The sequence below is a fragment of the Nonomuraea sp. B208 genome (assembly GCF_057536035.1).
This window is the reverse complement of record NZ_BAAJOU010000027.1, coordinates 688,685-713,003: the sequence shown is the minus strand read 5'-3', so window position 1 is coordinate 713,003 and position 24,319 is coordinate 688,685. Positions and strand designations below refer to the sequence as shown.

Annotated in this window: 23 protein-coding genes; 8 read left to right on the top strand and 15 right to left on the bottom strand. The window is 71.5% G+C overall.

Annotated elements, in window-relative coordinates; genetic code table 11:
* Positions 1-37 precede the first annotated feature (37 nt).
* From AC27IY_RS34980 to AC27IY_RS34970, 3 genes are all read right to left on the bottom strand, one after another.
* Positions 38-1,192 carry a hypothetical protein gene (locus tag AC27IY_RS34980; protein WP_487180595.1) on the bottom strand — a complete coding sequence of 385 codons (1,155 nt, stop codon included), beginning with the start codon at positions 1,190-1,192 and terminating at the stop codon, positions 38-40.
* Positions 1,189-1,671: an RNA polymerase sigma factor gene (locus tag AC27IY_RS34975; RefSeq protein ID WP_423476115.1), complete on the bottom strand. Its 483-nt coding sequence runs from the start codon at positions 1,669-1,671 to the stop codon at positions 1,189-1,191. The genes AC27IY_RS34980 and AC27IY_RS34975 overlap by 4 nt, the downstream gene beginning before the upstream one ends.
* 347 nt (positions 1,672-2,018) lie before the next feature.
* Positions 2,019-3,182: a serine hydrolase domain-containing protein gene (locus tag AC27IY_RS34970; protein WP_487180594.1), complete on the bottom strand. Its 1,164-nt coding sequence runs from the start codon at positions 3,180-3,182 to the stop codon at positions 2,019-2,021.
* A 567-nt stretch (positions 3,183-3,749) separates the two neighbouring features.
* Between AC27IY_RS34970 and AC27IY_RS34965 the strand changes: the two genes are divergently transcribed.
* A complete protein-coding gene (locus AC27IY_RS34965) occupies positions 3,750-4,295 on the top strand; it encodes an AAA family ATPase (RefSeq protein ID WP_487180593.1) in 546 nt (181 codons plus the stop codon).
* Between the two features lie 35 nt (positions 4,296-4,330).
* On the opposite strand, the gene AC27IY_RS34960 is transcribed toward AC27IY_RS34965, so the two are convergent.
* A complete protein-coding gene (locus tag AC27IY_RS34960; RefSeq protein WP_487180592.1) occupies positions 4,331-5,677 on the bottom strand; it encodes an NAD-dependent succinate-semialdehyde dehydrogenase in 1,347 nt (448 codons plus the stop codon).
* 1 nt (position 5,678) lies between these two features.
* On the bottom strand, positions 5,679-6,632 hold the full coding sequence (gene speB / locus AC27IY_RS34955; RefSeq protein WP_487180591.1) for an agmatinase: 954 nt from the start codon (positions 6,630-6,632) through the stop codon (positions 5,679-5,681).
* 153 nt (positions 6,633-6,785) lie between these two features.
* Here speB and AC27IY_RS34950 point away from each other — a divergent pair, with 153 nt between their 5' ends.
* The 5 genes from AC27IY_RS34950 (at position 6,786) to AC27IY_RS34930 (ending at position 14,380) form a co-directional block, all read left to right on the top strand.
* Positions 6,786-8,408, top strand: coding sequence for a N,N-dimethylformamidase beta subunit family domain-containing protein (locus AC27IY_RS34950; protein ID WP_487180590.1), 1,623 nt, complete (start codon positions 6,786-6,788; stop codon positions 8,406-8,408).
* Positions 8,405-8,764: a cupin domain-containing protein gene (locus AC27IY_RS34945; protein WP_364447816.1), complete on the top strand. Its 360-nt coding sequence runs from the start codon at positions 8,405-8,407 to the stop codon at positions 8,762-8,764. Before AC27IY_RS34950 ends, AC27IY_RS34945 begins: the two co-directional genes overlap by 4 nt.
* A 46-nt stretch (positions 8,765-8,810) precedes the next feature.
* On the top strand, positions 8,811-10,274 hold the full coding sequence (locus AC27IY_RS34940) for a PucR family transcriptional regulator (protein WP_487180589.1): 1,464 nt from the start codon (positions 8,811-8,813) through the stop codon (positions 10,272-10,274).
* 136 nt (positions 10,275-10,410) lie between these two features.
* Complete coding sequence (locus AC27IY_RS34935) at positions 10,411-11,880, top strand: APC family permease (protein WP_487180588.1); 1,470 nt, start codon at positions 10,411-10,413, stop codon at positions 11,878-11,880.
* Positions 11,873-14,380 (top strand): CehA/McbA family metallohydrolase, encoded by a 2,508-nt coding sequence (locus AC27IY_RS34930; protein WP_487180587.1) that lies wholly within the window; start codon positions 11,873-11,875, stop codon positions 14,378-14,380. The genes AC27IY_RS34935 and AC27IY_RS34930 overlap by 8 nt, the downstream gene beginning before the upstream one ends.
* Here AC27IY_RS34930 and AC27IY_RS34925 read toward each other — a convergent pair.
* A complete protein-coding gene (locus tag AC27IY_RS34925; RefSeq protein ID WP_423449541.1) occupies positions 14,370-15,077 on the bottom strand; it encodes an SDR family oxidoreductase in 708 nt (235 codons plus the stop codon). The two genes, AC27IY_RS34930 and AC27IY_RS34925, sit on opposite strands and share 11 nt — an antisense overlap.
* Before the next feature lie 59 nt (positions 15,078-15,136).
* On the opposite strand from AC27IY_RS34925, the gene AC27IY_RS34920 reads away from it, so the two are divergent.
* Entirely contained in the window at positions 15,137-15,529 is a 393-nt protein-coding gene (locus AC27IY_RS34920; protein ID WP_364447804.1) for a MerR family transcriptional regulator, read from the top strand.
* Between the two features lie 42 nt (positions 15,530-15,571).
* On the opposite strand, the gene AC27IY_RS34915 is transcribed toward AC27IY_RS34920, so the two are convergent.
* The 8 genes from AC27IY_RS34915 to AC27IY_RS34880 all read right to left on the bottom strand — a co-directional run bounded on the left by AC27IY_RS34915 (position 15,572) and on the right by AC27IY_RS34880 (position 22,513).
* Positions 15,572-16,330 (bottom strand): DsbA family protein, encoded by a 759-nt coding sequence (locus tag AC27IY_RS34915; RefSeq protein WP_487180586.1) that lies wholly within the window; start codon positions 16,328-16,330, stop codon positions 15,572-15,574.
* The gene (locus AC27IY_RS34910) at positions 16,327-16,827 is read right to left on the bottom strand and encodes a DoxX family protein (RefSeq protein WP_364447799.1); all 501 of its coding nucleotides are present in this window, start codon (positions 16,825-16,827) and stop codon (positions 16,327-16,329) included. The genes AC27IY_RS34915 and AC27IY_RS34910 overlap by 4 nt, the downstream gene beginning before the upstream one ends.
* A 4-nt stretch (positions 16,828-16,831) precedes the next feature.
* On the bottom strand, positions 16,832-17,365 hold the full coding sequence (locus AC27IY_RS34905; RefSeq protein ID WP_487180585.1) for an ABC transporter ATP-binding protein: 534 nt from the start codon (positions 17,363-17,365) through the stop codon (positions 16,832-16,834).
* Positions 17,355-18,227, bottom strand: a complete 873-nt coding sequence (locus AC27IY_RS34900; RefSeq protein ID WP_487180584.1) for a FecCD family ABC transporter permease — start codon at positions 18,225-18,227, stop codon at positions 17,355-17,357. Before AC27IY_RS34900 ends, AC27IY_RS34905 begins: the two co-directional genes overlap by 11 nt.
* Positions 18,220-18,948 carry an ABC transporter substrate-binding protein gene (locus tag AC27IY_RS34895; RefSeq protein WP_487180583.1) on the bottom strand — a complete coding sequence of 243 codons (729 nt, stop codon included), beginning with the start codon at positions 18,946-18,948 and terminating at the stop codon, positions 18,220-18,222. Before AC27IY_RS34895 ends, AC27IY_RS34900 begins: the two co-directional genes overlap by 8 nt.
* Positions 18,949-19,451: 503 nt before the next feature.
* A complete protein-coding gene (locus AC27IY_RS34890; protein WP_364447787.1) occupies positions 19,452-20,033 on the bottom strand; it encodes a hypothetical protein in 582 nt (193 codons plus the stop codon).
* Positions 20,034-20,251: 218 nt separating this feature from the next.
* Positions 20,252-20,854, bottom strand: a complete 603-nt coding sequence (locus AC27IY_RS34885; protein ID WP_371248024.1) for a superoxide dismutase — start codon at positions 20,852-20,854, stop codon at positions 20,252-20,254.
* Positions 20,855-21,010: 156 nt separating this feature from the next.
* Positions 21,011-22,513: an aldehyde dehydrogenase family protein gene (locus AC27IY_RS34880; RefSeq protein ID WP_487180582.1), complete on the bottom strand. Its 1,503-nt coding sequence runs from the start codon at positions 22,511-22,513 to the stop codon at positions 21,011-21,013.
* Positions 22,514-22,669: 156 nt separating this feature from the next.
* Here AC27IY_RS34880 and AC27IY_RS34875 point away from each other — a divergent pair, with 156 nt between their 5' ends.
* Entirely contained in the window at positions 22,670-23,272 is a 603-nt protein-coding gene (locus AC27IY_RS34875) for a TetR/AcrR family transcriptional regulator (protein WP_487180581.1), read from the top strand.
* A 10-nt stretch (positions 23,273-23,282) separates the two neighbouring features.
* On the opposite strand, the gene AC27IY_RS34870 is transcribed toward AC27IY_RS34875, so the two are convergent.
* On the bottom strand, positions 23,283-24,230 hold the full coding sequence (locus tag AC27IY_RS34870) for an oxidoreductase (protein ID WP_487180580.1): 948 nt from the start codon (positions 24,228-24,230) through the stop codon (positions 23,283-23,285).
* Positions 24,231-24,319: the final 89 nt, after the last annotated feature.

Sequence of the window (24,319 nt, the reverse complement as noted above, 5' to 3'; positions counted from 1 at the left end):
CGCGCACTCGGTGCGCCGAGGTGAAGGCTGCCGCCGGTTACCAGGCCGCCGCGATCTCTGGTCGGGATCCCAGGGGCTGGGGAGTTCCGGGGCGGAGCAGGGGTGTGATCCAGCCGTCGTCGACTCTGCTCAGGGGTTCGAAGTTCCCCGCGAGCAGCAGATGGTGCCCGGTGGCGTCGTAGCGGATCAGGTTCCAGCGCGCCATGTTGTCGCCGTCGTGGCTCCTGCTCACCAGAGTGCGGATCTTGCGGCCGTCCGGGACGGAGTACTCGTCCACGGTGTAGCGGGGCGGTCGGCTGTGGCCGATCAGCATGCTGCGGCCGTCCGGGCTGATCGTCGCCGTGGTGGCCTGCGTGCCTGGAGCTATGACCTGGCTGGACGCGAGTGTGGTGCCGGGGGCGGTGGTGTCCAGAATCCGGGACTCGGTTTTGACCACGAGACCGAGTGTGCGGCGGTCGGCGGTCCAGGAGAGGCTTTCGATCTGTTCTGCGGCGTTCGTCGTCCAGGTCCGGGTCGTTCCCGTGGGCAGGTCTACGACGGTGAGCTGGGCTCCGGGGCAGAAGCGCAGTGTTTTCCCTTGGCCGCACACCCTGCCGTCGAGGCTGTAGGCGAGGCGAGTGCCGTCATGGGTGACGGCGAGGGAGCTCGCCGTCGTACCGGTCGCTTCGGGGATCACGTCGCGGACCAGCTCGGCCACCCTCCCTTGGTCATCGACCCGGGCTCGGTAGAACTTCGTGCTGCTCACCTGCGTCTCGCGGGACTGCACGCTCTGGGCGACGTAGAAGGTCGCGCCGTCGCCGGCGCCGGCGAGCAGATAGCCGCCGGGCTCGCGGAAGCTGCCCTGCGGGGTCGGGGGCAGGGCGAGCCGGCTGGTGATCTTTCCGGTGCGGGCGTCGTGGACCGTCACGCCGTCGTTGGCGGCGGTCAGCAGGAAGCGGGGACCGGCGAGAGGGCTCGTCGCGGGCACGGTCGGAGTTGTGCCTGCTGTCGCGGCCACGATGGCGGCGACCGTGCCGATGACCGCGACGACGAGCGCGGCCGCGAACGGGACCGCCAGGGCGAATCGGCGTCGGGGAACGACGGTCCTGGTTCGCGGCGCCGCCTGCTCGGCGGGACGCAGGGTTTCCTGGCGGATCTGCTCGGCGTCGGCCGTCAGGGCCTCGCGGAGCTGGTCTTCGAGCCATGACGTCATCGCTTTCCCTCCAGTTTGACGGTGAGTGCCTTCAGGGCTCGAAAGACGGTCGATTTCACGGTGCCGCGGCTGACTCCCATCGTCTCGGCGATCTCCGCCTCCGACAGGCCGAGGTAGTAGCGCAGCACCACGGCCTCTCGCTGGCGGCGGGGCAAGGCGCGTACGGCCGCCGACACCTCCCGGCGCGTCTCCCCGAGCAGCGTGGCCGCTTCCGCGGAGACTGACCGGGACGGCGTCTGCCGGTCGCCGGTGAACCGGCTCATGATGGAGCGGCGGCGGTGGATCATGCGGCATCCGTTCACCACGCTCGTCCGCAGGTAGGGCAGGACTCGATCGTGGTCGGACAGCCGGTCCCACCGGCGGTGCAGTGCGGTGAAGGCGTCCTGGACGACGTCCTCGGCCGTTTCCTGGTCTCCCGTCAGGAGGTACGCCAACCGGACCAGGCCCAGCCGCTGGGTCAGGAACAGTTCGGCCAGCACAGCCTCAGAAGGCGGCACTCCTTGCGGCGGTGGCGCCGGTTCCTCCACCGCTCGTTGACTCGCGAATCGCATATCTCTTCCATGCGTACTCGCTGTCCAGGTTGCCTGGTGAAACGGAAGTCACACGGGTTCAAGCGCACCAGGAAAGGCACATCCTGTCGCACCACCGGCTGCCGCCGCCGGCGCGCCTCCTCTGGCCACCTCGTTACTGCTCAGGACGGGTGAGGCCGGTGGCGACGACGTCGATGAGCCGGTCGAGGGTCCGGACGGGCCAGCCGGTCGCGGTGCAGCGGCGTCATGAGGACGGCCTGCGGCACGCCGACGCTCACCTCCGGCCAGGCCTGTCGTCACTTCTGTGGGCAGAAGACCGCTTCGGCGGCCTTGACCAGGAGCGGATCCACCGATTCGTCGATGTTGGAGACGGCCAGGGTGGCCGACAGGGCGAACTGCATCCGGCCGTCGGGCGAGGTGAAGGTGACCGCGTTGAAGCCGGGGGCGCTGCCCTTGAGCGACATGATCACCGGCTCGCCCCCGCACGGCACCGTGGGCTGCTGCTGGCCGCCCCCACCCTCGGACGGTTGCCCCGACGGCTGTGGCGCGCTTCTGCGCGGTCCCATGAGCACCTTCTTCAGCTCTTCGGGCAGCAGCCGGTTCTGGGCGAAGGCCCGCTGGAAGGCGCTGATGTCGTGCGCGGTCGAGATGACGCCGCCGGCCGCGTAGCCGTAGCTCATGTTGAGCCGGTCCACATCGCGCGGCTCGCCCGTGCTGTCGGGGAAGTAGCCGTGGCCGTGCGGGCCCTTGATGCCGCCGGGGAACCTGGTGGGCAGGTAGGAGTCGTCCATGCCGACGGGGTCGAAGACGCGCCGCTCGAACTCGGCCGCCAGGGTGTGCCCGGTGTACTTCTCGATGATCAGGCCGAGCAGCATGTAGTTGGTGTTGGAGTAGGAGAACTTCTCTCCCGGTTCCTGGGTCCGGGGCAGGGTGCGCGACTTCTTCACCAGCTCCATGGGCGGGTAGTGGGTGGTGAAGTCGAAGGTGTCGACCAGCTTGTCGTCGAAGAAGTTGGGGATGCCGGAGGTGTGCTGGATGAGCTGCTGCAGGGTGATCTCGCCGGCCCGTTCCACCAGGTCCTTCCCGGCGACCTCCGGGAGCAGGTCGCTGAGCTTGTCGTCGAGCTTGAGCTTGCCCTCTTCGACCAGTTGCAGCACCACGACGCCGGTCATCTGCTTGGTCTGGGAGCCGACCCGGAAGCGTGACCCGGCCGGGATCCTGCCGCCCTTGCCGTTCAGCAGGCGGGTGCCGGCCGAGCCCTTGCCGACGCGCCTGCCGTCGACGTAGACCTCGCCGATGGCGCCCACCACCTGCGGAGACTTGGCCAGGGCCGCCAGCGCCCGCTGCACGTCGCCGAGTCGACCCCGGTTCGCGGCGGGGTCCGCCGCGGCGGGCAGGGTGCTCAGCGTCAGCATGGCGCAGGCCAGCCCGGCGAGGCCGGCCGCTGTCGCACGATTCACGAGAAGTTCCTTCCGTCGGAGTCTCGCGGTCCAGCGGTGGCGCCGGCCGCGGCGTTCGGGCTCATGCCTAGACCAGGCGGGGTTTCCTCCCTGTTTCCACCCCCGATCGGCTTGGCGCCGCAAACCGTGAGGAAACAAGCGCTGCTGTAGTGATGACTGCCATGACCTTTCTCGCGGCACCCGTACGTCGGACTGGCGGGCCCGGTAACAGCGGGTACCTCGATCCCGTCCTGCGGATCAGGCTCAGGAACGAGGAGATCGCCAAGCTCAACGAGCGCTACGACCTCATCGGCTTCGACCCCCGGGGCGTGGGCCCTTCCCGGCGGGAGCTCCGGGTAGCCGCTGGTGCTGCAGGGGTAGTCGCGGCTGTACTCCTGTGGTCGGGTGCCAGAAGCTTCATGGTTTGATGGCCGGGCCGCAGAGTCAGCTGTTCCGGCATGGGCGCGACGAGGTTCGGGTCTCAAGGACGGCCGCGGCTCTCCTGTCGCGGGCCGGAGCTCGGGATCTGTTCCTCCAGATGACCGCCGATCACACCATCTGACGACCCAAGACGTATGGAGGCGATTGATGAAGCGCTACATCTTGACCGGCACCCCTGGAGCCGGGAAGACGGCGATCCTGCGGTGGCTGGAGTGTGACGGCTACACCGTCGTCGAAGAGGCGGCGACAGACGTCATCGCCCTGGAGCAGGCTCGGGGTGAACCCGAGCCGTGGACGAAGCCGTCCTTCGTGGGGGCGGTCGCCGCCTTGCAGCGCCGACGGCAGGAACAGGCCGCGGCCCTTCCCGGTGATGTGCAGGTCTACGACCGGTCGCCCGTCTGCACGTATGCCCTGGCCACTTATCTCGGCCATCCCGTCTCGCCGGCTCTGTCCCGCGAATTGGAACGCATCCAGGCACAGCGGATTTACGCCAAGAAGGTGTTCTTCGTGCAGAGCCTCGGGTTCGTCACACCGACCGACGCGCGTCTGATCACCTTCGAGGAGTCGCTGCGGTTCGAGCAGATCCACCAGGACACCTACAGCTCACTCGGCTACGAGTGCGTGCCGATCGCTCCAGGCGGGCTGCCGGACCGGGTGGCGACGGTCAAGAAGCTGCTCGAAGCCGCCTCTTGACCGGGCCGCCGTCCTGCTCCGGTGCCTGCGGCAGCTCACCCTCGTACGAGGGTGCGGATCAGCTTCTTGTTGACGAACTCCTCGATGCCGGGGCGGCCGAGCTCGCGGCCGAAGCCGGAGCGCTTCACCCCGCCGAACGGCAGCTCCGCGCTCTCGGCCAGGACGCCGTTGACGAAGACCATGCCCGCCTCGATGCGGTCGGCGACGCGTTCGGCCTGCTCGGGGTCGGTGGTGAAGACATAGGAGCCGAGGCCGTACGGGGTGTCGTTGGCGATCCGGACGGCGTCCTCCTCGTCCGTGGCCGCGAAGATCATGGCGACCGGGCCGAAGAGCTCCTGGTGGGCGACGTCGTGCTCGGCGGTGACGCCGGTCAGGACGCCGGCTGGGAAGTACGCCCCCTGCCGCTGGCCCGCACTTGCCAGGGTGGCGCCCTGGGCCACCGCGGCGTCGACCTGGCGGGCGAGGTGGTCGGCGGCGGCCTGGGAGGACAGCGGGGCGGCGGGCGAGCGGGCGAGCAGCCGGTCGGTGAACTTCGCGACGAAGTCCGCGTGGAGGGGTTCGGCGACGATGAACCGCTTGGCGGCGTTGCACGCCTGGCCGGTGTTGTCCAGGCGGGCGGCGACGGCCTGGTCCACGGTGGCGTCGAGGTCGTCGGTGGACAGGACGATGAAGGGGTCGGAGCCCCCGAGTTCGAGGACGACCTTCTTGAGGTGGCGTCCGGCGATCTCGGCCACGGCGGCGCCGGCCCGTTCCGAGCCGGTGAGGGAGACGCCGCGCACCCGCGGGTCGGCGATGAGGCGGGCGATCTGCTCGTGGGTGGCGTAGATGTTGACGTAGGCGCCTTCGGGGAAGCCCGCGTCCAGGAAGATCTGCTCCAGCGCGGCGGCGGAGGCGGGGCACTGCGGCGCGTGCTTGAGCAGGATGGTGTTGCCTGCGGCGAGGTTGGGGGCGGCGAAGCGGGCCACCTGGTAGGCGGGGAAGTTCCACGGCATGATCCCCAGCAGCACGCCGAACGGGCTGCGCCGCACGACCGCGCCGCCCTGCCCGGCGCCGATGTCGATCGGCTCGTCGGCGAGGAAGGCGGCGGCGTGGTCGGCGTAGTAGGTGTAGATGTCGACGCAGAAGTCGATCTCGCCTTCGGCTTCCTCCAGGGGCTTGCCCATCTCCCGCACGATGGTCGCGGCGAGGTCGGCGCGGCGCTCGCGGTGCAGGTCCGCGACCTTGCGCAGCAGGGCGGCGCGGTCGGCGACGGTGCCGGTGCGAGCTCCCGCCCGGTGGGCGGCGGTGAGCGCGTCGTCGATGACGGCGTCGGTGGCGGTCGGGTAGCTGGCGACCGTCTCGCCGGTGGCCGGGTCGACCACGGCGTAGGTGATGTCCGGCATGTCAGGCTCCTTCGCAGGGGCGGGCCGCCATGAGGGTGACCAGGTCGTAGGCGACGTGGGAGGCGGCGACCGCGGTGATCTCGGCGTGGTCGTAGGCCGGCGCCACCTCGACGACGTCCGCGCCGATCAGGTTCGCGCCGGCCAGGCCGCGCAGGATCTCCAGCAGCTCGCGGCTGGTCAGGCCGCCGGCCTCGGGGGTGCCGGTGCCGGGCGCGTGCGCCGGGTCGAGCACGTCGATGTCGATGGAGACGTACAGCGGCCGGTCGCCGATGCGCTGCCGCAGGGCGTCCACGATTTCGTCCACGCCCCGGCGCATGACGTCCGCGCTGGTGACGATGCCGAAGCCGAGGCGCTTGTCCTCGTCGAGGTCGCTCTTGCCGTACAGCGGGCCGCGCGTGCCCACGTGGCTGACCGCCTGGGTGTCGAGCAGGCCCTCCTCGACGGCCCGCCTGAAGGGCGTCCCGTGGGTGTACTCGGCGCCGAAGTAGGTGTCCCACGTGTCGAGGTGCGCGTCGAAGTGCAGCAGCGCGACCGGCCCGTGCCGGCGGGCGGCGGCGCGCAGCAGCGGCAGCGCGATCGTGTGGTCGCCGCCGATCGTGACCAGCCGGGTCCCGTCCGCGCCCAGGCGGGAGGCGGCCTCCTCGATGGTGGTCACGGCCTCGTCGATGGCGAACGGGTTGCACGCCACGTCGCCGCCGTCGGCGACCTGCTGGGTCGCGAACGGCGAGATGTCCAGGCCAGGATGGTACGGCCGGAGCAGCCGGCTGGCCTCACGCACGGCCGAGGGGCCGAAGCGCGCCCCGGGCCGGTAGGAGACGCCGCTGTCGAACGGCACGCCCACGACCGCGACGTCGGCGTGCCCGACCTCGTCCAGGCGGGGCAGCCTGGCGAAGGTCGCCGGTCCGGCGAAGCGCGGGACGCGGGAGGAGTCGACGGGCCCCCGAGGCTCGGTCATCTTCGATCAGTCCTTCCGTAGGCACGCCGAACACTACGGGCGGCCGATCCGGCCTCTCTTTGGCCGAAGTGTCCACCGGGGTTGTGCGAGTCGTTCATTTCGGCAGAAACCCTGGTTCATAAGCTCGGAGACCCGTACGAATGAAGGAGGGTCGTGGACGACACGATCGAGCAGGCCGGGCTGCCGGCCGCTTTCGCATGGTCCCCGAAGGGGTGGCCGTCCGAACGCGCGTTCGCGGCGCCGGATGCCGCCGAGGTCTGGTGCTACACCGACAAGTTCTCCTATTTCCCTGGAGAGACCGTACGGTTCCACCTCAGCGCGAGCGTCCCGTCCTTCGACCTGGAGGTGCTGCGCGACGGGCTGGAGCCGCAGGTCGTGTGGGCGCGCGAGGGCCTGTCCGCCGGGCGTTTCGAGGCGCCGTCCGACGCGCACGCCACCGGCTGCGGCTGGCCCGCGGGGCTGGAGCTGGAGATCCCGGCCGACTGGCGCAGCGGCTTCTACATCGTGACCGTACGCGCGACCACCCCCGGTGGCGAGCTGTGGGAACGCGAGCATTTCTTCGTGGTCAAGGCGCCCGCCGAGCGGCGGGCACGCGCCGCGCTGGTGCTGACCACCAGCACGATGCTGGCCTACAACGACTGGGGCGGCGCCAACCACTACCGGGGGCTCGGCGACGACCCCCGCGCCGACGCCGGCTCGCCGCTGGCCTCGACGCAGCGTCCCGTCGCCCGCGGCATGATCCGCAAGCCGGCCGGCGCGCCGAGGGAGGCCAACACGGGCACGCTGCCGATGTACGGCGCGCCGCGCTACCCCTCCTACGAGTGGGCGCGGCTGTTCGGCTACAGCCGCCACCACGCCGACGCGTTCTGGGCCACCTACGAGCGGCACTTCGTGGTGTGGGCCGAGCGCAACGGCTACGAGCTGGACTACCTGACCCAGCACGACCTGCACTTCGACCCGCAGGCGCTGGACGGGTACGCCTGCGCGATCGTGGTCGGCCACGACGAGTACTGGTCGTGGCGGATGCGCGACACCGTGGACGCCTTCGTGGACGCGGGCGGCAGGCTGGCCAGGTTCGGCGGCAACTACCAGTGGCAGGTCCGGCTCAGCGACGACGGCGCCACGCAGTACTGTTACCGGCTGCCCTCCGCCGACCCGGAGGCCGCGCGGACGCCCCACCTGGCCACGACCGTGTGGGAGGCCAAGTCGGTCGGCCGGCCGGGCGCGACCACCATGGGGCTCAACGGCCTGGGCGGCATCTACAACCGCTACGGCGTGGCCGCCCCCCGTTCGTCGGGCGGTTTCACCGTCTACCGGCCGCACCACTGGGCCATGGAGGGCACCGACCTCTACTACGGCGACCTGCTCGGCGGCCCGCCGTCGTTCCTGGCCGCCTTCGAGCTCGACTCGGTGGAGTACACCTTCCGGCGCGGGCTGCCGTACCCGACGTTCGAGGACGGCGCGCCCGAGACGCTGGAGATCCTCGCGCTCGCGCCGGCGGTGCGGGGCGAGGAGGACCGCTTCGGCGGGCGCGTGCCGATCGGCGGCCCCGAGGAGGAGGTCTACGCCTACAACGCCGACCTGGGCGACGACCTGCCCGCGTACGTGCACGAAGGCGAGATGCGCGGCGCCGGCATGATCGCGGCCTTCACCCGCGGCGACGGAGAGGTGTTCAACGGGGGCAGCACCGAGTGGGCGCACGTGCTCAGCCTGGGCGACCCGTTCGTGGAACGCATCACGCACAACGTGCTACGCCGTTTTGGAGCCGCGAAATGAGCATCGACCAGGTACGCGCGATCCACGCCGGAGCCGGCACCCGGTTCGTGCCCCCGCTCGCCGACTACCACCTGCTGTCGGAGGCGTGGACCGAGGAGGAGTTCCGGGTCTTCGGCGGGGAGGCGACCTCCTACACCGGCGGCTACTGGACGGGCGAGCCGGGCGCGGTGCGCTTCGACTCCTGGCCCTACGACGAGATCTGCGTGATCCTCAAGGGCCGGGTCGCGGTGCGGGACGCGGAGGGGCGCAGCAGGGAGTTCGGCGCGGGCGAGGCGTTCTACGTCCCGCAGGGTTTCCAGGGTGACTGGATCACCCTGGAGCCCAGCGAGAAGGTCTTCCTCGCCGTCACCAGGTGAGTCCGCCCTGGTCGGAGCAGCTCGGGCGGACGGCTAGCGTGGCGCCATGGTGCCGCTGAACATGTTCGTCGCCCGGCTGGGGCTGCGGGTGCTCGCGGGCGCGGACCGTCTCGACGTCCCCATCCGCTGGGTTCACGTGAGCGAGCTGCCCGACCCGTCCCGGTTCCTCCAGGGCGGCGAGCTGCTGCTGCTGGCGGGCACCAGCCTGCGGCCCGACGCCTGCGCCGGCTACGTGGCGCGGGTCAAGGCGGCCGGCGTCGCAGCCCTGGGCTTCGGCGTGACGCCGGTCTTCGACCAGGTGCCGCCCGAACTCGTGGCGGCCTGCCGGGCGAACGACCTCCCCCTGCTGGAGGTCGCGCCCGCGGTGACGTTCGAGTCCTGCGCCGAGGTGCTCTACGGCGAGCTGCTGTCCGCCGAGCTGTCGGAGATCAGGCGGCTCACCGAGGCGCAGCGCGCCCTGATCAGGACCGCCGCGGGCCCGTCGCCGCTCGTCAGGACGCTGGAGCTGCTGGCCGCGCACGTCGGGGGATGGGCGCTGCTCGCCGATCAGGTCAGGGGCAGGGAGTGGACCGGGGGCCGGCCCCGGTTCGGCGACGACGTGCGGGCCGCCCTGGGCCGCGTCTGCGCCAGCACGAGCCCCGCGAGCGCCACCATGAGCTCGGCCGACCAGCGGGTCATGATCCAGTCGGTGGCGGGCCCGCTGCCGACCGGCTACGCGCTGGCGGTCGGCGCTCCGGTCATGGCCGGGATCACCGACCACGCCGTCATCACCACGGCGGCGTCCCTGCTGGGCCTGCTGCTGCCCGATCCGGTGGACCGCTGGCCCGCCCATCGGATCGGCCGGGTGGCGCTGGCCCAGGCGCTCGCCCCCGGCTCCTCCCGCTGGGACCGGCACGCGGCCGAGGTCTTCGGGGTCGAGGACACCCGCTGGCGGATCGTCCGCGCCCGCGCCACCGGCGGCGGCCGGGCCGGGCTCGGCGAGCTGGCGTCGCTGCTGGGCTCCCCGTTCGTGGACCGGGACGGCGAGGTGTACGTGGCCCTGGTGCCGGAGTCCGAGCCGCTGGCCAAGCTCACTGATGATCTCTCGCGGGCGGGCTGGACGGCCGGGATCAGCTCCGCCTACCCGGCCGGGCGGCTGGGCGAGGCCCACGACGAGGCCGCGCGGCTCCTGCGCACCGCCCTGTTCCAGGGCTCGTCCGTGGTGAGCGGCGCCGAGGTCGACGGGCTCGCCGCCGCGCTGGACATGAGCCGCCTGCGCGACTACGCCGACCGCCGCTTCCGCCCCCTGCGCGAACGCCGTCAGCAGGACGCCGGCGACCTGCTCGCGACGTTGCGGGTCTGGCTGCGGCACAACGGTCACTGGGACCGGGCCGCCGAGGAACTCGGCGTGCACCGCAACACCGTGCGCCACCGCGTCGGCCAGATCGAGGCCGCTCTCGGCTGCCGGCTGGCCGACGCGGACACGCGCATGGAGCTCTATCTCGCGCTGCGGGCCATCGAGGAGCTCTGACCAGGTTGTACGGAACGCACAGCGGCCTCGCGCCCGCCTGGACGGATCGTCCCTCGTCCAGCCGCCGGGGCCGACCGTAGGCTCCCCCCTTAATCGGCCGACCCCCCGCAGCCGCCCCGACGTAAGGAGCGCCATCATGCCAGCTCAGGCCACCGGTCAACGCGCGCACGCCCTCGCGGGCAACGCCATGGGGACCAAGGACCTGGTGTTCACCGTCCTGGCGGCGCTCGCGCCCCTGACGCTCATCGTCGCCGTCGCCCCGCTGCACTTCCTCAAGGGCGGCGCGGCCGTCCCCGGCGGATACCTGGTCGCCGGGGTGGTCATGGCGCTGTTCGCCGTCGGGTTCATGACCATGAGCCGATATGTCCGTAATGCTGGAGCGTTCTACGCGACCATCTCGCGCGGGCTCGGCAAGCCGGTGGGCTCGGGCGCGGCGATGCTGGCGGTGGCCGCGTACAACGCCCTGCAGATCAGCACGTACGGCGCCCTCGGCGTCTACGCCAACACCACCTTCGCGCACTACTTCGGGCTGGACGTGCCCTGGTACGTCTTCGCCCTGGCCGGCCTGGTCTTCGTCGCCTGGCTCGGCTACCGCGGCATCCACACCAGCGCCCGCATCCTCGGCGTCCTGCTCGTCCTGGAGACCGCCGTCCTGGTGGTGCTGGCGGTGTACGTCCTGATCAAGGGGGGCAGCGGCGACTGGGCCGCCACGTCCTTCTCCCCGGCGACCGTGCTCGCCCCGGACAACGCCGCCATGTTCGCCCTCGTCGCCGGAGCCTTCATGGGCTTCGAGGCCACCGCGATCTTCAGCGAGGAGGCGCGGGGCGGCATCAGGACGGTCCGGCGGGCGACCTACATCGCCGTCGGCTTCATCGCCGTCTTCTACGCCTTCATCACCTGGATCGTCGTCATCGCGTACGGATCGGACAAGATCGCCGCCGCGGCCGAGGCCGACCCGGTCAACCTCGTGGTCACCGTCTTCACCCGCTACGTCCCCGCGCCGATCGTCGAGGTGATGAACGTTCTGCTGCTGACCAGCGCGTTCGCCGCCCTGCTGGCGCTGCACAACGCCGCCAACCGCTACTTCTTCGCCCTCGGCCGCGAAGGGCTGCTGCCGAAGGCGCTGGGGCGTACGCACCCGCGGACCAAGGCGCCCTGGCCCGCCGGGCTGCTGCAGACCGGCATCGCGGCGGTCGCCGTCATCACCTTCGCCGTCACGGGAAGCGACCCCTACCTGGGCCTGCTGCTGTGGGGGAGCGCCCTCGGGTTCCTCGGCATCATCGCCCTGTGGGCGCTGTGCAGCCTGGCCGTCATCCGGTTCCTGCGCCGCCAGGGCGCCGACGCCGGGATCTTCCGCACCACGATCGCCCCCGGGCTCGCCTTCGTGGCGCTGACCGTGGTGCTCGTCCTCGTCCTGGCCAACCTGCCGCTGCTGACCGGCGCGGGGACCTTCACCAACGTCGTGATCATCGCGATCGCCGTGGTGGCGGTCACGGCGGGGGTGGCCCGCGCGCTGCACCTGCGCTCGCACGCCCCGCACCTGTACGCCGAGCTGGCCCAGACCTCCGTGGACGAGCCGGCGGCCCTGGCGGGCGAGCATGCGTGACGGCCGCGGCTACCAGCCGGTCGACCTGTCGGGGGTGTTCAACGCGCCGCGCTCCGTGCTCGACGACGGCGCGTCCTACCCGCTGGGGTCACGCACGCTGTACGGCATCCCGTTCCTGTTCGGCGACGAGCGAGGCGACCAGGCGCTGCTGCGCGTGGAGTCCGCGCCGGTCACCGTCCCCGTGGAACGCTCCTTCGAGTGGATGGTGGTCGCCCACGCCCTGGAGTCGCCTGACCTGTTCGACGGCCAGAGCGTGGGCGACGTCTGCGCCCAGTACACGCTGGTCTACGAGGACGGGCACACCGAGCGGCTGCCGATCCGCCAGCGGTTCGAGATCGGGCCCACCCCGCGGCTGTGGAGCGACCGGGCGATCCCGCTGGACTGGGGGCAGACGCCGTTCCTGGCGGTTCCCGACGCCCAGCACCAGCTCATGCCGCGCACCCACGGCCGTTACGACGCGGCCGGGGCGCGGTTCGTCGACATCGACGACCCGCAGGCCCGCTCGCCGTACGTGCTGCCCTACCGGTTCTACCTGTGGCCCTGCCGCAACCCGCGCCCCGGCGTGCCCGTACGCGCCCTGCGGTTCGACTCGCTCGGGCCCGCCGTCCTCGTCGGCGCCGTGACCACCAGCGAGCTGGACGAGGACCCCTTCGGCCGCACCGTGTGGCGTGACGTGCTCGTCGACCTCGCCCCGCAGGCCGGCCCGGTCACCGAGGACCTTTCGGTGAGCGTCGACCGCGGCTCGGCGACGTACCTCTACCGCCGGCTGGGCGAGGCCGGCGACGGCTGGGGGGCGCCGCCGCAGGAGGACGGCCGCGCGTACGTACGCGTCGCCGCGACCCCCTCGGCCCGCCTCACCCTCAGGCGCGGCCCGTCCGAGCTCGCCGCCTGCGACTGGGGCGCGCTGCTCGCCGCCGGACGCCTGGAGGACGGCCCGGTCACCTGGCGGGTGCCCGACGCCGGGCGGGCCTGGGTGCGGACGGTGGTCCGCGACGCGGCCACCGGCGAGCCGGTCCCGTGCCGCGTGCACTTCCGGTCGGCGGACGGGGTGCCGTACCCGCCGCACGGCCACCACGGGCACATCAACTCCGACGGCAACACCTGGAACCTCGACATCGGCGGCGACGTACGGCTCGGCGCCACCACCTACTCCTACATCGACGGCACCTGCGAGGGCTGGCTGCCGCTGGGCGAGGTCACGGTGGAGGCGGCGCGCGGCTTCGAGTACGAGCCGCTCCGCACGACCGTCACCATCCGGCCCGGCCAGGCCGAGCTGGAGCTGACGCTGACCCGGCTGACCGACCTGGCCGCCTCTGGCTGGTACAGCGGCGACACCCACGTGCACTTCGTCTCGACGCTCGGCGCCGAGCTCGAAGCGCGCGGCGAGGACGTCCGCGTCACCAACCTGCTGCTCAGCCAGTGGGGGCACCTGTTCACCAACACCGAGGAGTTCACCGGCCACCCGCACACCTCCGCCGACGGCCACACCCACGTCTTCGCCGGCCAGGAGAACCGCAGCGGCATGCTGGGCCACATCAACCTGCTCGGCCTGCGCCGGCCGGTCATGCCGTGGTGCACCGGCGGCGCCGAGGAGTCCGAGCTGGGCGGCGGCCTGGAGACCACGCTGTCCCACTGGGCCGACGAATGCCACGAGCAGGGCGGCACGGTCGTCCTCGCGCACTTCCCGGTGCCGAACGGGGAGGCCGCCGCCCTGCTCGCCACCGGGCGGCTGGACGCCGTCGAGATGATCGCCTATGACCCGTACAACATCCAGGAGTACTACCGCTACCTCAACGCCGGCTACCGGGTGACGCTGGTCGGCGGCACGGACAAGATGAGCAGCGAGGTGCCGATCGGGCTCCTCCGCACCTACGCCCACGTGCCGCCGGAGGAGGAGCTGGACTACTGGACGTGGTGCCGGGCCGTGCGCGAGGGGGCCACCTTCGTGACCAGCGGGCCGCTGCTGAGCCTCGACATCGCCGGCCACCGGCCGGGCCAGGAGCTCCAGGCGCCGGCCGGGGCGTCCCTCGACGTCACCGTACGCGCCGAGTCGATCTTCCCCGTCGACCGCGTCGAGATCGTCGTCAACGGCCAGGTCGTCGCCGAGCACCGCACCCCACGGCCGGAGCGCACACTCGAACTGACCGCCGCCGTGCCGGTCGGCGAGGACTCCTGGATCGCCGCCCGCTGCTACGGGCCCGGCGCCGGCGTCGCCCGGCACCATGACGTCTGGGCGCGGCCGATCATGGCGCACACCTCGCCCGTCTACGTGCGCACCGGCGCGGTCTACGAACGCTTCGACGCCCGTACGGTCGAGCACATGCTGAACCTCGTCGAAGGGTCGCTCGCCTACATCGACGAGCGGAGCCGGCGGCTGTGGCCGGGGCGGGTCTGCCATCGGCACGGACGGGAGGACCATCTGGCCTTCCTGCGCGCGCCCTTCCTGGAGGCTCGGGACCTGCTCGAACGCCGGCGCGCGGCCCCGCCGGTCAGGCCGTGAGGGCGGCCGCCGCCTCCCGGTAGACGACGCTCGGGTCCTCCGGCAGCCACGCCTTCACCTGGCGGCTCCAGGCGTCGGCGAGCACTTCGGGCTGATGCGCCTCGATGCCGTCCAGGGCCGCCGCGACGATCACCTCGGGGTCGCCCTTGTCGCCGTCGTACCAGGCCATCATGTCCGTGTCCGCGGCGCCCAGGTGCAGCCCCGTCACCAGGGTGCGCTGATGGGCCAGCTCCAGGCGGACGCTGTTGGTGAGCGCCCACTCGGCGGCCTTGGCCGCGTGGTAGGCGCCCGCGCCGTCGACGGCGAGCCACGAGATCGCCGACAGCACGTTCATGATCGCGCCGTCGGCCAGTTGGGGCGCGAAGGCGCGGATCACGTTGAGCGTGCCGTAGAAGTGGGTGTCCAGCTCGCGGCGGATCGTGTCCAGGTCTCCGGCGATCAGGTTCGCGCCGGTGGAGATGCCCGCGTTGTTGATGACGATCTTGACGTCGGGCGCCGCCGCCGCGGCGGCGGCCACCGACGCCGGGTCGGTGATGTCGAGGCGCAGCGGGACGACCCCCGGTACGTCGATGAGGTCAGGGCGGCGGGCGGTGGCGTACACCTTGCCGGCGCCGCGTTCGAGAAGAGACAGGACGAACTGCCGTCCCAGGCCGCGGTTGGCGCCGGTGACCAGCACATGTGCTCCGTTGATCTGCATGCCGCTACGCTAAAACCTGACGTTGACGTCAGAGGCAAGTGTTGTGATGGAGGTCACGCATGAGGATCGGCGAGGTGGCGGCGCGATCGGGCGTCAGCGTGCGGGCCCTGCGCTACTACGAGGAGCAGGGCCTGCTGGAGGCGCACCGCAGCGCCTCCGGGCAGCGCCGCTATCCCGAATCGGTGGTCGAGCGGGTCCACCTGATCCAGATGCTCTACGCGGCCGGCCTGTCCAGCCGGACCATCGCCGAGCTGCTGCCCTGCGTCGAGGCCAAGGTCAGCACTCCTGAGTCCCGGGCCCGGCTGTTCGCCGAACGCGATCGCATCGACGCCCAGATCGCCGGGCTGACCCGCACCCGTGACCGCCTCGACGCCGTCATCGCCTCGACCGAGAGCCCTGCCAGCGGCTGCACGTACATCGCCGACCGGGACGCCGCCACGCGAGCGAGCTGAGGGGACGAAGGCGCCGCCTTGAACATCACCGTCGGATCGGCCTCAGCGGGCGGCCCGTGTCACCTCGTCCCGTAGTTGCGCGGGACTGAACACCACCGCGTTGTCGAGCTCCGTGCCGTTCAGCTTCACGGTCGGCGTGTGGGACAGCTTCTGCTCGTCGCCGATCTTCTGGCTGTACGTCAGGTGAGCTTGGGCGTGCTGCTGCCCGGTGACGCACCGCTCGAAGCCCGGCGCGCTCACCCCCGCCTCCTTGCCCCAGCTCAGGAGCTGGTCGTTGGTGAAGCCCTCGACGGTCTCGGCGGGCTGGCCGGCGAAGAGCAGGTCGTGGAAGGCCATCCACTGGCTGCCGTCGGCCACGCAGCGTGAGGCGTTGCCCGCGTGTACGGAGTTGGACCTGGTCGGCTCCTGGGAGAAGATCGTGATCGGGTGGTAGACGACCTTCGCCCTGCCCTCGGCGGCGAGGTTCTTGAACGTCTGCCCGCTGACCCGCTCGGCCTCCTTGCAGGCCGGGCACTGGAAGTCCTCGTACACGTCGACGACCGGAGCGGTGACGCCCGCCTTGGCCATGACGACGCTCCCGTCCGGCTGGACGGTGATCGGCGCGAGCCCGTCTCCCGCCTCCTCGGAACGGGACGTGCCGGCGGCGTACCACACGCCGACGACGACCGCCGCCACGGCGACGGTGCCCGCCGTGAGGTACGTGACCAGACGCCGGCGCTTGTCCCGGGCGCGGGCGGCCGCCTGCTGTTCCTTGATCTTCTCGCGCCGGGAGGGAGCCTTGGCCCGCTCGTTCTCCGTCATTGCTCGTTCTCCTCATCATCAACGTCACTGGTCAGGTGAAGGGCGCCATCCAGCGAGAACCGGCCAGGGGGAAACCGGACGATCCAGCCGCCGAGCAGCACGAGGCCGAAATCCCGCACGATGTCGAGCAGGTAGGCCGGCTCCTGCCCTGCTCCCAGCTGGCCGCCGCCGCCGAAGCAACCGCAGTCGATCCGCAGCCCGTTCGCCCACGCCCAGCCGATGCCGAACACGAACGCGAGCATCAGCAGCCCGGCGACCACCGCGGCCACCCTGGTCAGCAGACCGGCGACCAGCAGCACGCCGACCACGATCTCCAGGATCGGCAGCGTGTAGCCCACCGGTACGGCGACCGGCTCGGGCAGCAACTGGTACGCCTTGACCGCCAGGACGGAGTCCACCGGGTTGCCGATCTTCAGCGCGCCCGCCGCGATCAGCACCCCGCCCAGCACCAGCCGGGCGACGGTCGTCACCCACGGCAGCACCTTGGAAGCTCGCATGTTCTCACTCCTTCCGAGAGGCCACGGCGATGTGCGGGCGGCCGGTGATCGGATGCGGGCCGGCGTACGCGCGTACGCCGAAGACCTCCTCGATGAAGCCGGGGGTCAGCACCTCCAGGGGCGGCCCGTGCCCGGCGACGCGGCCGTCGCGGAGCACGACCACCCGTTCCAGCGCCGTGGCGACCGCGGCGCGGTCGGCGGCGCCGTCGCGTTCGAGCGGCCGTTTGTGCGCGTGGCGGCCGGTGGCGACGATCTCGGCGACGGAGAAGCCGTCGCCGCCCTGGCCGTGCTGCGGCAGCACGGCGCGGTGCCGGGCGGCGTGGCGGGGCCGCATCCGCCACAGGTCCTGACCGTCCAGCCGGACCGCGCCCGCCGAGGGCCGCAACGAGCGGTACACGGTGCGCAGCAGCGTCGACTTGCCGCTGCCGTTGGGGCCGATGAGCGCGACGAACTCGCCCGGCCCGGCCGTCAGGGGCACGTCGGTCACGATGGGGCGCGCGTCGATGGACGCGCTCACCCCCGCGAGGTCAAGCCGCATCGGTGCCTCCTTTCGCGCGGCGGCGCAGCAGCCACAGGAAGAACGGCACGCCGAGCCCGGTGGTGAAGATGCCGACCGGCAGTTCGTTGGGCCGGTCGGCGGTCCGCGCGGCCAGGTCCACCAGCACCACGAACAGCGCCCCCGTCAGCAGCGAGACGGGCAGCACCCGGCGATGGTCGGCGCCGACGACGAACCGCACCATGTGCGGGATCATCAGCCCGATGAACCCGATGCCGCCCACGACGCTGACCACGGTGGCCGTCAGCAGGGATCCGGCCACCAGCAGCCCGATCCGCAGCGCCGCCACCGGCACGCCCATGGCGATCGCGGCGTCCTCCCCGGCCGTCAGCGCGTTGAGTGCCCGGGCCTGCAGCACCAGCCAGGCCAGGCAGCAGACGACGAGCAGCGCGGGCACGCCCAGGTCGGCCCAGGTCGCGCCGGTGACGCCGAACGCGCCCGCCACGACGGTGCTGCCCAGGGCGGGGACCAGCACCGCGCCGAGCGAGGCGGCCGAGGACACGCCGAGCACGTACGGGTCGGCGAGCGGATTGCGCACCAGGGCCTGCAACGCCACCCCTGCCACGGAGAGGCCGGCCCCGGCGAGCGTGGCCAGCAGCGCCCGAGGCGTGCGGATCTCCCACACCACCTGGCCGAGCAGCGGGTCGGCCTGCGCGCCGTGGCCGGTCAGGTAGGCCAGGACCACGCCCCAGACCTGGCCGAGAGGCAGGCTGACCGAGCCGATGGAGATGCCGGTCACCAGCGCCGCGACCAGGGCGGCGACCAGGGCCGTCAGCAGCAGCCCGGTCGCCGGCCCGGAGATGGGGTGCGTCCTGCCGCGCACGGAGGTCACGGTGTCAGCCACCGGGGTGGACCACCTTGGAGATCTTCTCCACCGCGTGGGCGTTGAGCGGGCCGAGGTAGACGCCGTCGGAGACCACCGTGTAGGTCTTGGACTTCGACGCGGCCCACTGCGGGTAGGCGGCGAAGATCCTGGCCGCCTCCTCGTCTCCCTTCTCGTCCGGCGTGAACAGGCCGACCACCAGGACGTCGACCTGGGCGGTGGCGAGCTGCTCCCTGTTGAGGGTCGTGGTGGCGTCCGCCGTCAGCCCGGCGAAGGCGTTGACGCCCCCGGCGGCCTTGATGACGTCGTCGTAGATGCCGCCGGTCATCACGGCGGGCAGCCCGTTCGCGTTCATCATGGACATGCCGGGATAGGCGATGAGCACCTTCCTGGCGGGCAGGCTCGCGACGCGCCGGCGCACCGTCTCGACGCGGGTCCGCAGCTCGCCGATCAGGTCGAGGGCGCGCTGCTGCACGTCGAAGACGCGGCCGAGCAGGCTGATGAACTCCAGCGAGGAGTTGATCGACTGGTTGCGGTAGGCGCGCTTCTCCTCTTCGGTCGCCTCGGGCTTGCCCATGGCGCAGTTGGTCGGGTTGACCAGCGAGGAGATGCCGGCGGCAGCGAGCTGCCCGCGGGTGGCGAATCCCTGCGTGGCGTCGAACCCGCCGGACCAGGTGGACACCACCAGGTCGGGCTTGAGCTTGAGCACCTGCTCGGCGGGGACGTCGAAGTTCTTGTTCATCGTCGGAGACGCCGTAGCTCTGCACGTTGGCCAGGATGTTCTTCTCCAGGCCGAGCATGATGAAGCTCTCCACCTCGCCGACGCTGGTGCCGTTGAGGATCAGCACCCGCTCGGGGGGCTTGGCGAAGGTGAGCCTCATGCCGCAGTTGTCGAAGGTCAGGGGATAGCCGGTACGGCCGGCGGACACGGCCGCCGAAGCGGCGGGGGCGGCGGTCCGGCTGGAGGCGCCGCTGGTGGAGCCGGCGCAGCCGGCGGCGGTCAGGGCCGCGAGCGCGCACAGCGCGGCGGCCAGGGGTCGGCGGGAACGACGAAGGCGCATCGATAGGTGCTTCCTGTCGGAAGGAGTCTGGAGGTAGCCGGAAACGGCGCCCGGCCACGAGGTGGCCTGCGCGGGTCCGGCAGGTCGTCGACGTCCCGCAGATGAAGGTGATCAGCGCGTACGCGAGCAGGCCGACGGCAGGCCCGTCAGCACGGGCGATGCCGGCCGGCACACGATCATCGGATCACGCGGACACCGCGGGACCGGCCCCGGCGGGCGGTCCCCGCCGTACCACGGCGTAGCGCAGGACGAGCGCGGCCCGGCAGGTCTCGTCCTCGCCTCTGGGCGCGTTCGCGCGCGGCCGGGCCGAACTCCAGTCGGCGACCACGAACAGCAGGACCAGCAGCGGTTGCAGCGCCCACCCGGCAAGCTGCCGGACCAGGGCGCACAGGCCCTCCTCGACCCACCGCAGCCACACGGAGGTCAGCAACACGCCGAGCGCGTGCATGGGCACCATGCCCAGGCTCGGCGAGGCGGTGTGATGATCCACGACCTGGTGCCCCATCGCCTCGTGGACGACGTCACTCCGGCTGAGCAGGACATGCAGGAGGACCTGCGCCAACGCCGTCGCGGGCAGGATGTGGCCCAACGAGCGCTCGCGTCTGGTCAGCGCCAGCGCGGGCGGCAGGAGCAGCAGCAGTCCGGCCAGCGCCGCCGCCGGATCGAATGCACCGCCGCCGGCCAGGTGTCCAAGGGTGGCCAGGCCGGCGCACGCGGCGGCGAAGCTCGCCGCGCGCAACCACCGCACCACCGAAAATGGACTCATCCCGGCAGATCCTCCCATAATGCTGCCGTTGAGGTAGGCACTCGCTCCATGTCCTATGGTCTGCAGCGCGGCGCCATGGCGCTGTGCTCCTCTGTCACGGCGTCCAGCAGGCCGCTCACGTCGCTCGCCGGGATGAGCCGGATCTCGAAGGGGGCGGCGCCCGCCTGGCCCCGCGGACCAAGCTGTGGCCAGGCGGGCGTCGCCGGCATGGGGGTGCGTCAGACGCCGCGGACGGCGTCGTAACGGGCGATGACGTCGTTCCAGTTGATCAGGCCCCACAGCTTTTCCACGTAGTCCGGGCGGACGTTGCGGTACTGCAGGTAGTAGGCGTGCTCCCAGGCGTCGAAGACGAGCAGCGGGGTGGTGTTCATGCCGACGTTGCCGTGGTGGTCGTAGACCTGCTCGACGACCAGACGGCGGCCCAGCGGCTCCCACGCCAGCACGCCCCAGCCGGAGCCCTGCACGGTGGCGGTGGCGGTGGTGAGCTGCTTCTTGAAGGCGTCGAAGGAGCCGAAGTGCTCGGTGATGGCGTCGCCGAGCTCGCCGTCGGGGCGGTCGCCGCCGTCGGGGGACAGGTTCTGCCAGAAGATCGTGTGCAGGACGTGCCCGGACAGGTTGAACGCGTACGTCTTCTCCAGCCCCACCAGCCCGCCGAACTCGCCCTTGTCGCGCGCCTCGGCCAGCCGCTCCAGGGTGTCGTTGGCGCCCTTGACGTAGGCGGCGTGGTGCTTGGCGTGGTGCAGCTCAAGGATCTCGCCGGTGATCGCCGGCTCCAGGGCCGCGTAGTCGTACGGCATGTCCGGGAGGGTGTACTGCCCCATGAGCTATCTCTCCTCGAAATCTCGTACTTGCATATAACTCGCAATAACCATAGTCCCGCAACTAGCTTGTGTCTCGGGTGGCGTGCCGGCAGCGGCGGCGACATCCGCCTGTCGCGATCGAGGACGGCCGGGCCGCTCAGGCGTGAGGTGGCGTGGTCACAGCGCGATGCGGACGGTCTTCACCTGGGTGTAGGTGTCGAGTCCTTCCAAGCCGCCTTCGCGGCCCAGGCCGGACTGCTTGTAACCGCCGAAGGGGAGGTTGCCGGTGCTCATCTCGGCCCAGGTGTTGATCCAGACGGTGCCGGCCTCGATGGCTGCGGCCATGCGGTGCGCGGTGGTGAGGTCGGTGGTCCACACGGAGGCGGCCAGTCCGTAGTCCGTGTCGTTGGCCTGGGCGATGGCGTCGTCGATGCCGGTGAAGGTGGTGATCACGCCGACGGGGCCGAAGATCTCCTCGCGGACCACGCGCATGCCAGGGTGGACGTCGTCGAGGAGCGTGGGGGCGAAGAAGTATCCGTGGTCACCGAAGCGCCCGCCGCCGGTCACCACGTTCGCGCCCTCCTCGCGGGCGATGTCGAGGTAGGAGCTGACGCGGTCGAACTGCGCCTTGGTGGAGAGCGGTCCCACCAGCGTGCCCTGGGCCAGCGGGTCGCCCGGGGTGAACGCCTCCATCGTCTTCAGCAACTTCTCGACGAACTCCTCGCGGATGCTCTCCTCGACGAACACCCGTGATCCGGCGACGCAGGCCTGTCCCGCGTTACCGAGGAAGCCGGCCGCCACGCCGCGGACCGCGACGTCGAGGTCGGCGTCGGCGAAGACGACCGACGGCGACTTGCCGCCCAGTTCGAGCGTCACGCGCTTGAGGGTGTCGGTGGCCTGGCGCTGGACCAGCTTGCCGGTCGCGGTCGACCCGGTGAAGGCGATCTTCGCGACCCCGGGATGCGCGACCAGCGCCTGGCCCGCCTCGGCGCCCAGGCCGGTGACGACGTTCACGACACCGGCCGGCAGGTCGGTGCCGGCCAGCAGCTCGGCCAGGCGCAGCGTGCTCAGCGAGGCGGTCTCGGCCGGCTTGAGCACGACGGTGTTGCCGGCGGCCAGGGCGGGGGCGAGCTTGCCGGGCAGCTGGCCCATCGGGCCGTTCCAGCCCCAGATGATGCCGACGACACCGAGGGGCTCCTTGCGGGTGTAGGCCATGCGGTCCTTGCCCGCGGGAACGCTCACGCCGGACAGCTTGGTGGGCCAGCCCGCGTAGTAGCGGAAGATTTCACTCGCCTCGGCCAGCATGTGCGCGGTCAGCATGCGGGGTGCGCCCATGTTGACCGAGTCGATGGTGGCCAGTTCGTCGGCGTGCTCCTCGATGACGTCGGCGATCTGGTTCAGGATGCGGCCGCGCCGGTCGGGGCTCATGTCCGCCCAGGCGGGGTCGGTGAACGCCGCGCGCGCGGCGTTCACCGCGGCGTCGACGTCGGCCGCCTCGCCGCGCGGCACGCTGGCCAGCGCCTCCTCGGTGGCCGGGTCGGTGTTGGGCAGCGTGCGTCCGGAGACCGCGGCGACCTGCCGGCCTCCGATCCACATCATCCGCTCCCCGGGCCGTACGAACGCGGGGATGTCACGGCGGGCGGCGTCGGCGACGGGCGGGACGCTCACAGGTGCGGTCATGGTGGTTCCTCTCCTGGTGTCCTGATCAGCAGATCCGGCTTAACCGGATTGCCTGTCCGATTAACGTAACGGACAGGCTATCCGTTTTGCAAGCAGAAGTGAGAAGGGTATCCGGTACGCTGAGGTTCTGGACGCCGAAGGAAGGAAGCATGCGTCGTGAGCGCTGAGCCCGCCCCCGCCCGACGTGCCGACGCCGAGCGCAACCGGTCGAAGATCATCGCGGTCGCCCGCGAGGCCTTCGCCGACCCCGGTGCCGCACCGTCGATGGCCGAGATCGCCCGACGTGCCGGCGTCGGCATGGCCACGCTCTACCGCAACTTCCCCGGCAGACTCGATCTGGTCGAGGAACTCTTCCGTCACACCGTCGACGACATCTGCCAAGTCGCCGAATCCGTCAGCGGCGACACGCCCGGCGAGGCCTTCTTCGCCTGGCTCATGCGCTTCCACGCCCTCGGCGCCCGCAAAGGACCTCTCGCCTCCGTCCTCCTCTCCGAATCCGCCGATGGCACCCCCATCCTCCGCGCCAGCCGCTCCCGCACGATCGCGGCCGGCGAACCCCTCTTCCGTGCCGCGCAACGCAGCGGAGAAGTACGCGACGACGTCTCCCTCGGACAGATCCTCGACGGCCTCGTCGCGCTCGCCGGCGTCGACAACGACCCGGACTTCCCCGGCGCCCTGATCCGCATCCTGCTCGACGGTCTGCGTACGAGTCCGCACCCCACGGGCGGATCGCCGACTGCCGGTCCCGCCTCCCCGTAGGACCCCGCGCCTACCCGCGCCGCCGCAGGACCCGCTGCACCCTGCCGGCGTCGGGGTCGAAGGTGATGCCGGTGAGCTGTTCGCTCGCCGCCCAGAGCCTTCTGCCCTGGTCGGGGTCGTCGGCGCCCTTGGGGAGTCTGGTGGCTTCGGGGGTGCCGGAGGTCTGGTCGCGTCCGGCTGGGCCGATGAACTGGCCCGACCGCACGTGGGGGCTGGTGGCCGCGTACAGCGAGGGCCAGGCCGCCCCTTCGGCCGATCCCATGAGCAGTCGTTCGGAGATGGGGGTGATGATGCGGGTCAGCAGTCCGGAGCCGTGCTGCTGGAGGTTGGTCATCGCCGCCCCGGGGTGGACGACCAGAGCCTGGAGGGCGCTGTTCGCGGTACGGCGGGCTAGTTCGAGCGTGTAGACGACGTTGGCGCGCTTGGACTTGGCGTAGGCGGTCATGCCCCGGTAGTTCTTCTCGCTCATCAGGTCGTCGAGCCTGCCCATCGGCCACCGCGCGGCGACGGCGCTGACGGTGACCACGCGGGGTGCTGCTGCGCGCCGCACCGCGGGCCACAGGAGGGCATTGAAGGCGAAGTGGCCGAGGTGGTTGGTGCCGACGGTCATCTCGAAACCGTCGCGGGTGGACTGCCGCCGGGGCAGGTTCATCACGCCGGCGTTGTTGATCAGCAGATCGATGGTCTCGGTCTCGGCGATCCTGGTGGCGGCGTCGCGGACGGAGGCCAGGTCGGACAGGTCGAGCACGAGCGTGCCGACCTGCGCCTTCGGCGCGGCGGCGCGGACGGCGTCAGCGGCCTGGTCGAGTCTGGCCCGGCTGCGTCCGGCCAGGATGACGCGGGCGCCGTGCGTCGCGAGCACGCGAGAGGTCTCCAGCCCGATGCCGCTGTTCCCGCCGGTGATCAGCGCGGTGCGGCCGGTCTGCTCGGGGATGTCGTCGGGCGTCCAGTGGTTCATTGCTGCCACGCTCCCTTACTGGTGCGTTTCGGTGACGGGATTCGGGTGGCCTCGGCGGGATGGCGGGCGCGAACAGCACTCCTCGTTTT

What these genes read in the sequence shown, in the direction of transcription:
- AC27IY_RS34980 (WP_487180595.1), bottom strand. Translation starts at nt 1,192, where the DNA reads ATGACGTCATGGCTCGAAGACCAGCTCCGCGAGGCCCTGACGGCCGAC.
- AC27IY_RS34965 (WP_487180593.1), top strand. Translation starts at nt 3,750, where the DNA reads ATGAAGCGCTACATCTTGACCGGCACCCCTGGAGCCGGGAAGACGGCG.
- AC27IY_RS34960 (WP_487180592.1), bottom strand. Translation starts at nt 5,677, where the DNA reads ATGCCGGACATCACCTACGCCGTGGTCGACCCGGCCACCGGCGAGACG.
- speB (WP_487180591.1), bottom strand. Translation starts at nt 6,632, where the DNA reads ATGACCGAGCCTCGGGGGCCCGTCGACTCCTCCCGCGTCCCGCGCTTC.
- AC27IY_RS34945 (WP_364447816.1), top strand. Translation starts at nt 8,405, where the DNA reads ATGAGCATCGACCAGGTACGCGCGATCCACGCCGGAGCCGGCACCCGG.
- AC27IY_RS34940 (WP_487180589.1), top strand. Translation starts at nt 8,811, where the DNA reads ATGGTGCCGCTGAACATGTTCGTCGCCCGGCTGGGGCTGCGGGTGCTC.
- AC27IY_RS34935 (WP_487180588.1), top strand. Translation starts at nt 10,411, where the DNA reads ATGCCAGCTCAGGCCACCGGTCAACGCGCGCACGCCCTCGCGGGCAAC.
- AC27IY_RS34930 (WP_487180587.1), top strand. Translation starts at nt 11,873, where the DNA reads ATGCGTGACGGCCGCGGCTACCAGCCGGTCGACCTGTCGGGGGTGTTC.
- AC27IY_RS34925 (WP_423449541.1), bottom strand. Translation starts at nt 15,077, where the DNA reads ATGCAGATCAACGGAGCACATGTGCTGGTCACCGGCGCCAACCGCGGC.
- AC27IY_RS34920 (WP_364447804.1), top strand. Translation starts at nt 15,137, where the DNA reads ATGAGGATCGGCGAGGTGGCGGCGCGATCGGGCGTCAGCGTGCGGGCC.
- AC27IY_RS34915 (WP_487180586.1), bottom strand. Translation starts at nt 16,330, where the DNA reads ATGACGGAGAACGAGCGGGCCAAGGCTCCCTCCCGGCGCGAGAAGATC.
- AC27IY_RS34910 (WP_364447799.1), bottom strand. Translation starts at nt 16,827, where the DNA reads ATGCGAGCTTCCAAGGTGCTGCCGTGGGTGACGACCGTCGCCCGGCTG.
- AC27IY_RS34905 (WP_487180585.1), bottom strand. Translation starts at nt 17,365, where the DNA reads ATGCGGCTTGACCTCGCGGGGGTGAGCGCGTCCATCGACGCGCGCCCC.
- AC27IY_RS34895 (WP_487180583.1), bottom strand. Translation starts at nt 18,948, where the DNA reads ATGAACAAGAACTTCGACGTCCCCGCCGAGCAGGTGCTCAAGCTCAAG.
- AC27IY_RS34890 (WP_364447787.1), bottom strand. Translation starts at nt 20,033, where the DNA reads ATGAGTCCATTTTCGGTGGTGCGGTGGTTGCGCGCGGCGAGCTTCGCC.
- AC27IY_RS34885 (WP_371248024.1), bottom strand. Translation starts at nt 20,854, where the DNA reads ATGGGGCAGTACACCCTCCCGGACATGCCGTACGACTACGCGGCCCTG.
- AC27IY_RS34880 (WP_487180582.1), bottom strand. Translation starts at nt 22,513, where the DNA reads ATGACCGCACCTGTGAGCGTCCCGCCCGTCGCCGACGCCGCCCGCCGT.
- AC27IY_RS34870 (WP_487180580.1), bottom strand. Translation starts at nt 24,230, where the DNA reads ATGAACCACTGGACGCCCGACGACATCCCCGAGCAGACCGGCCGCACC.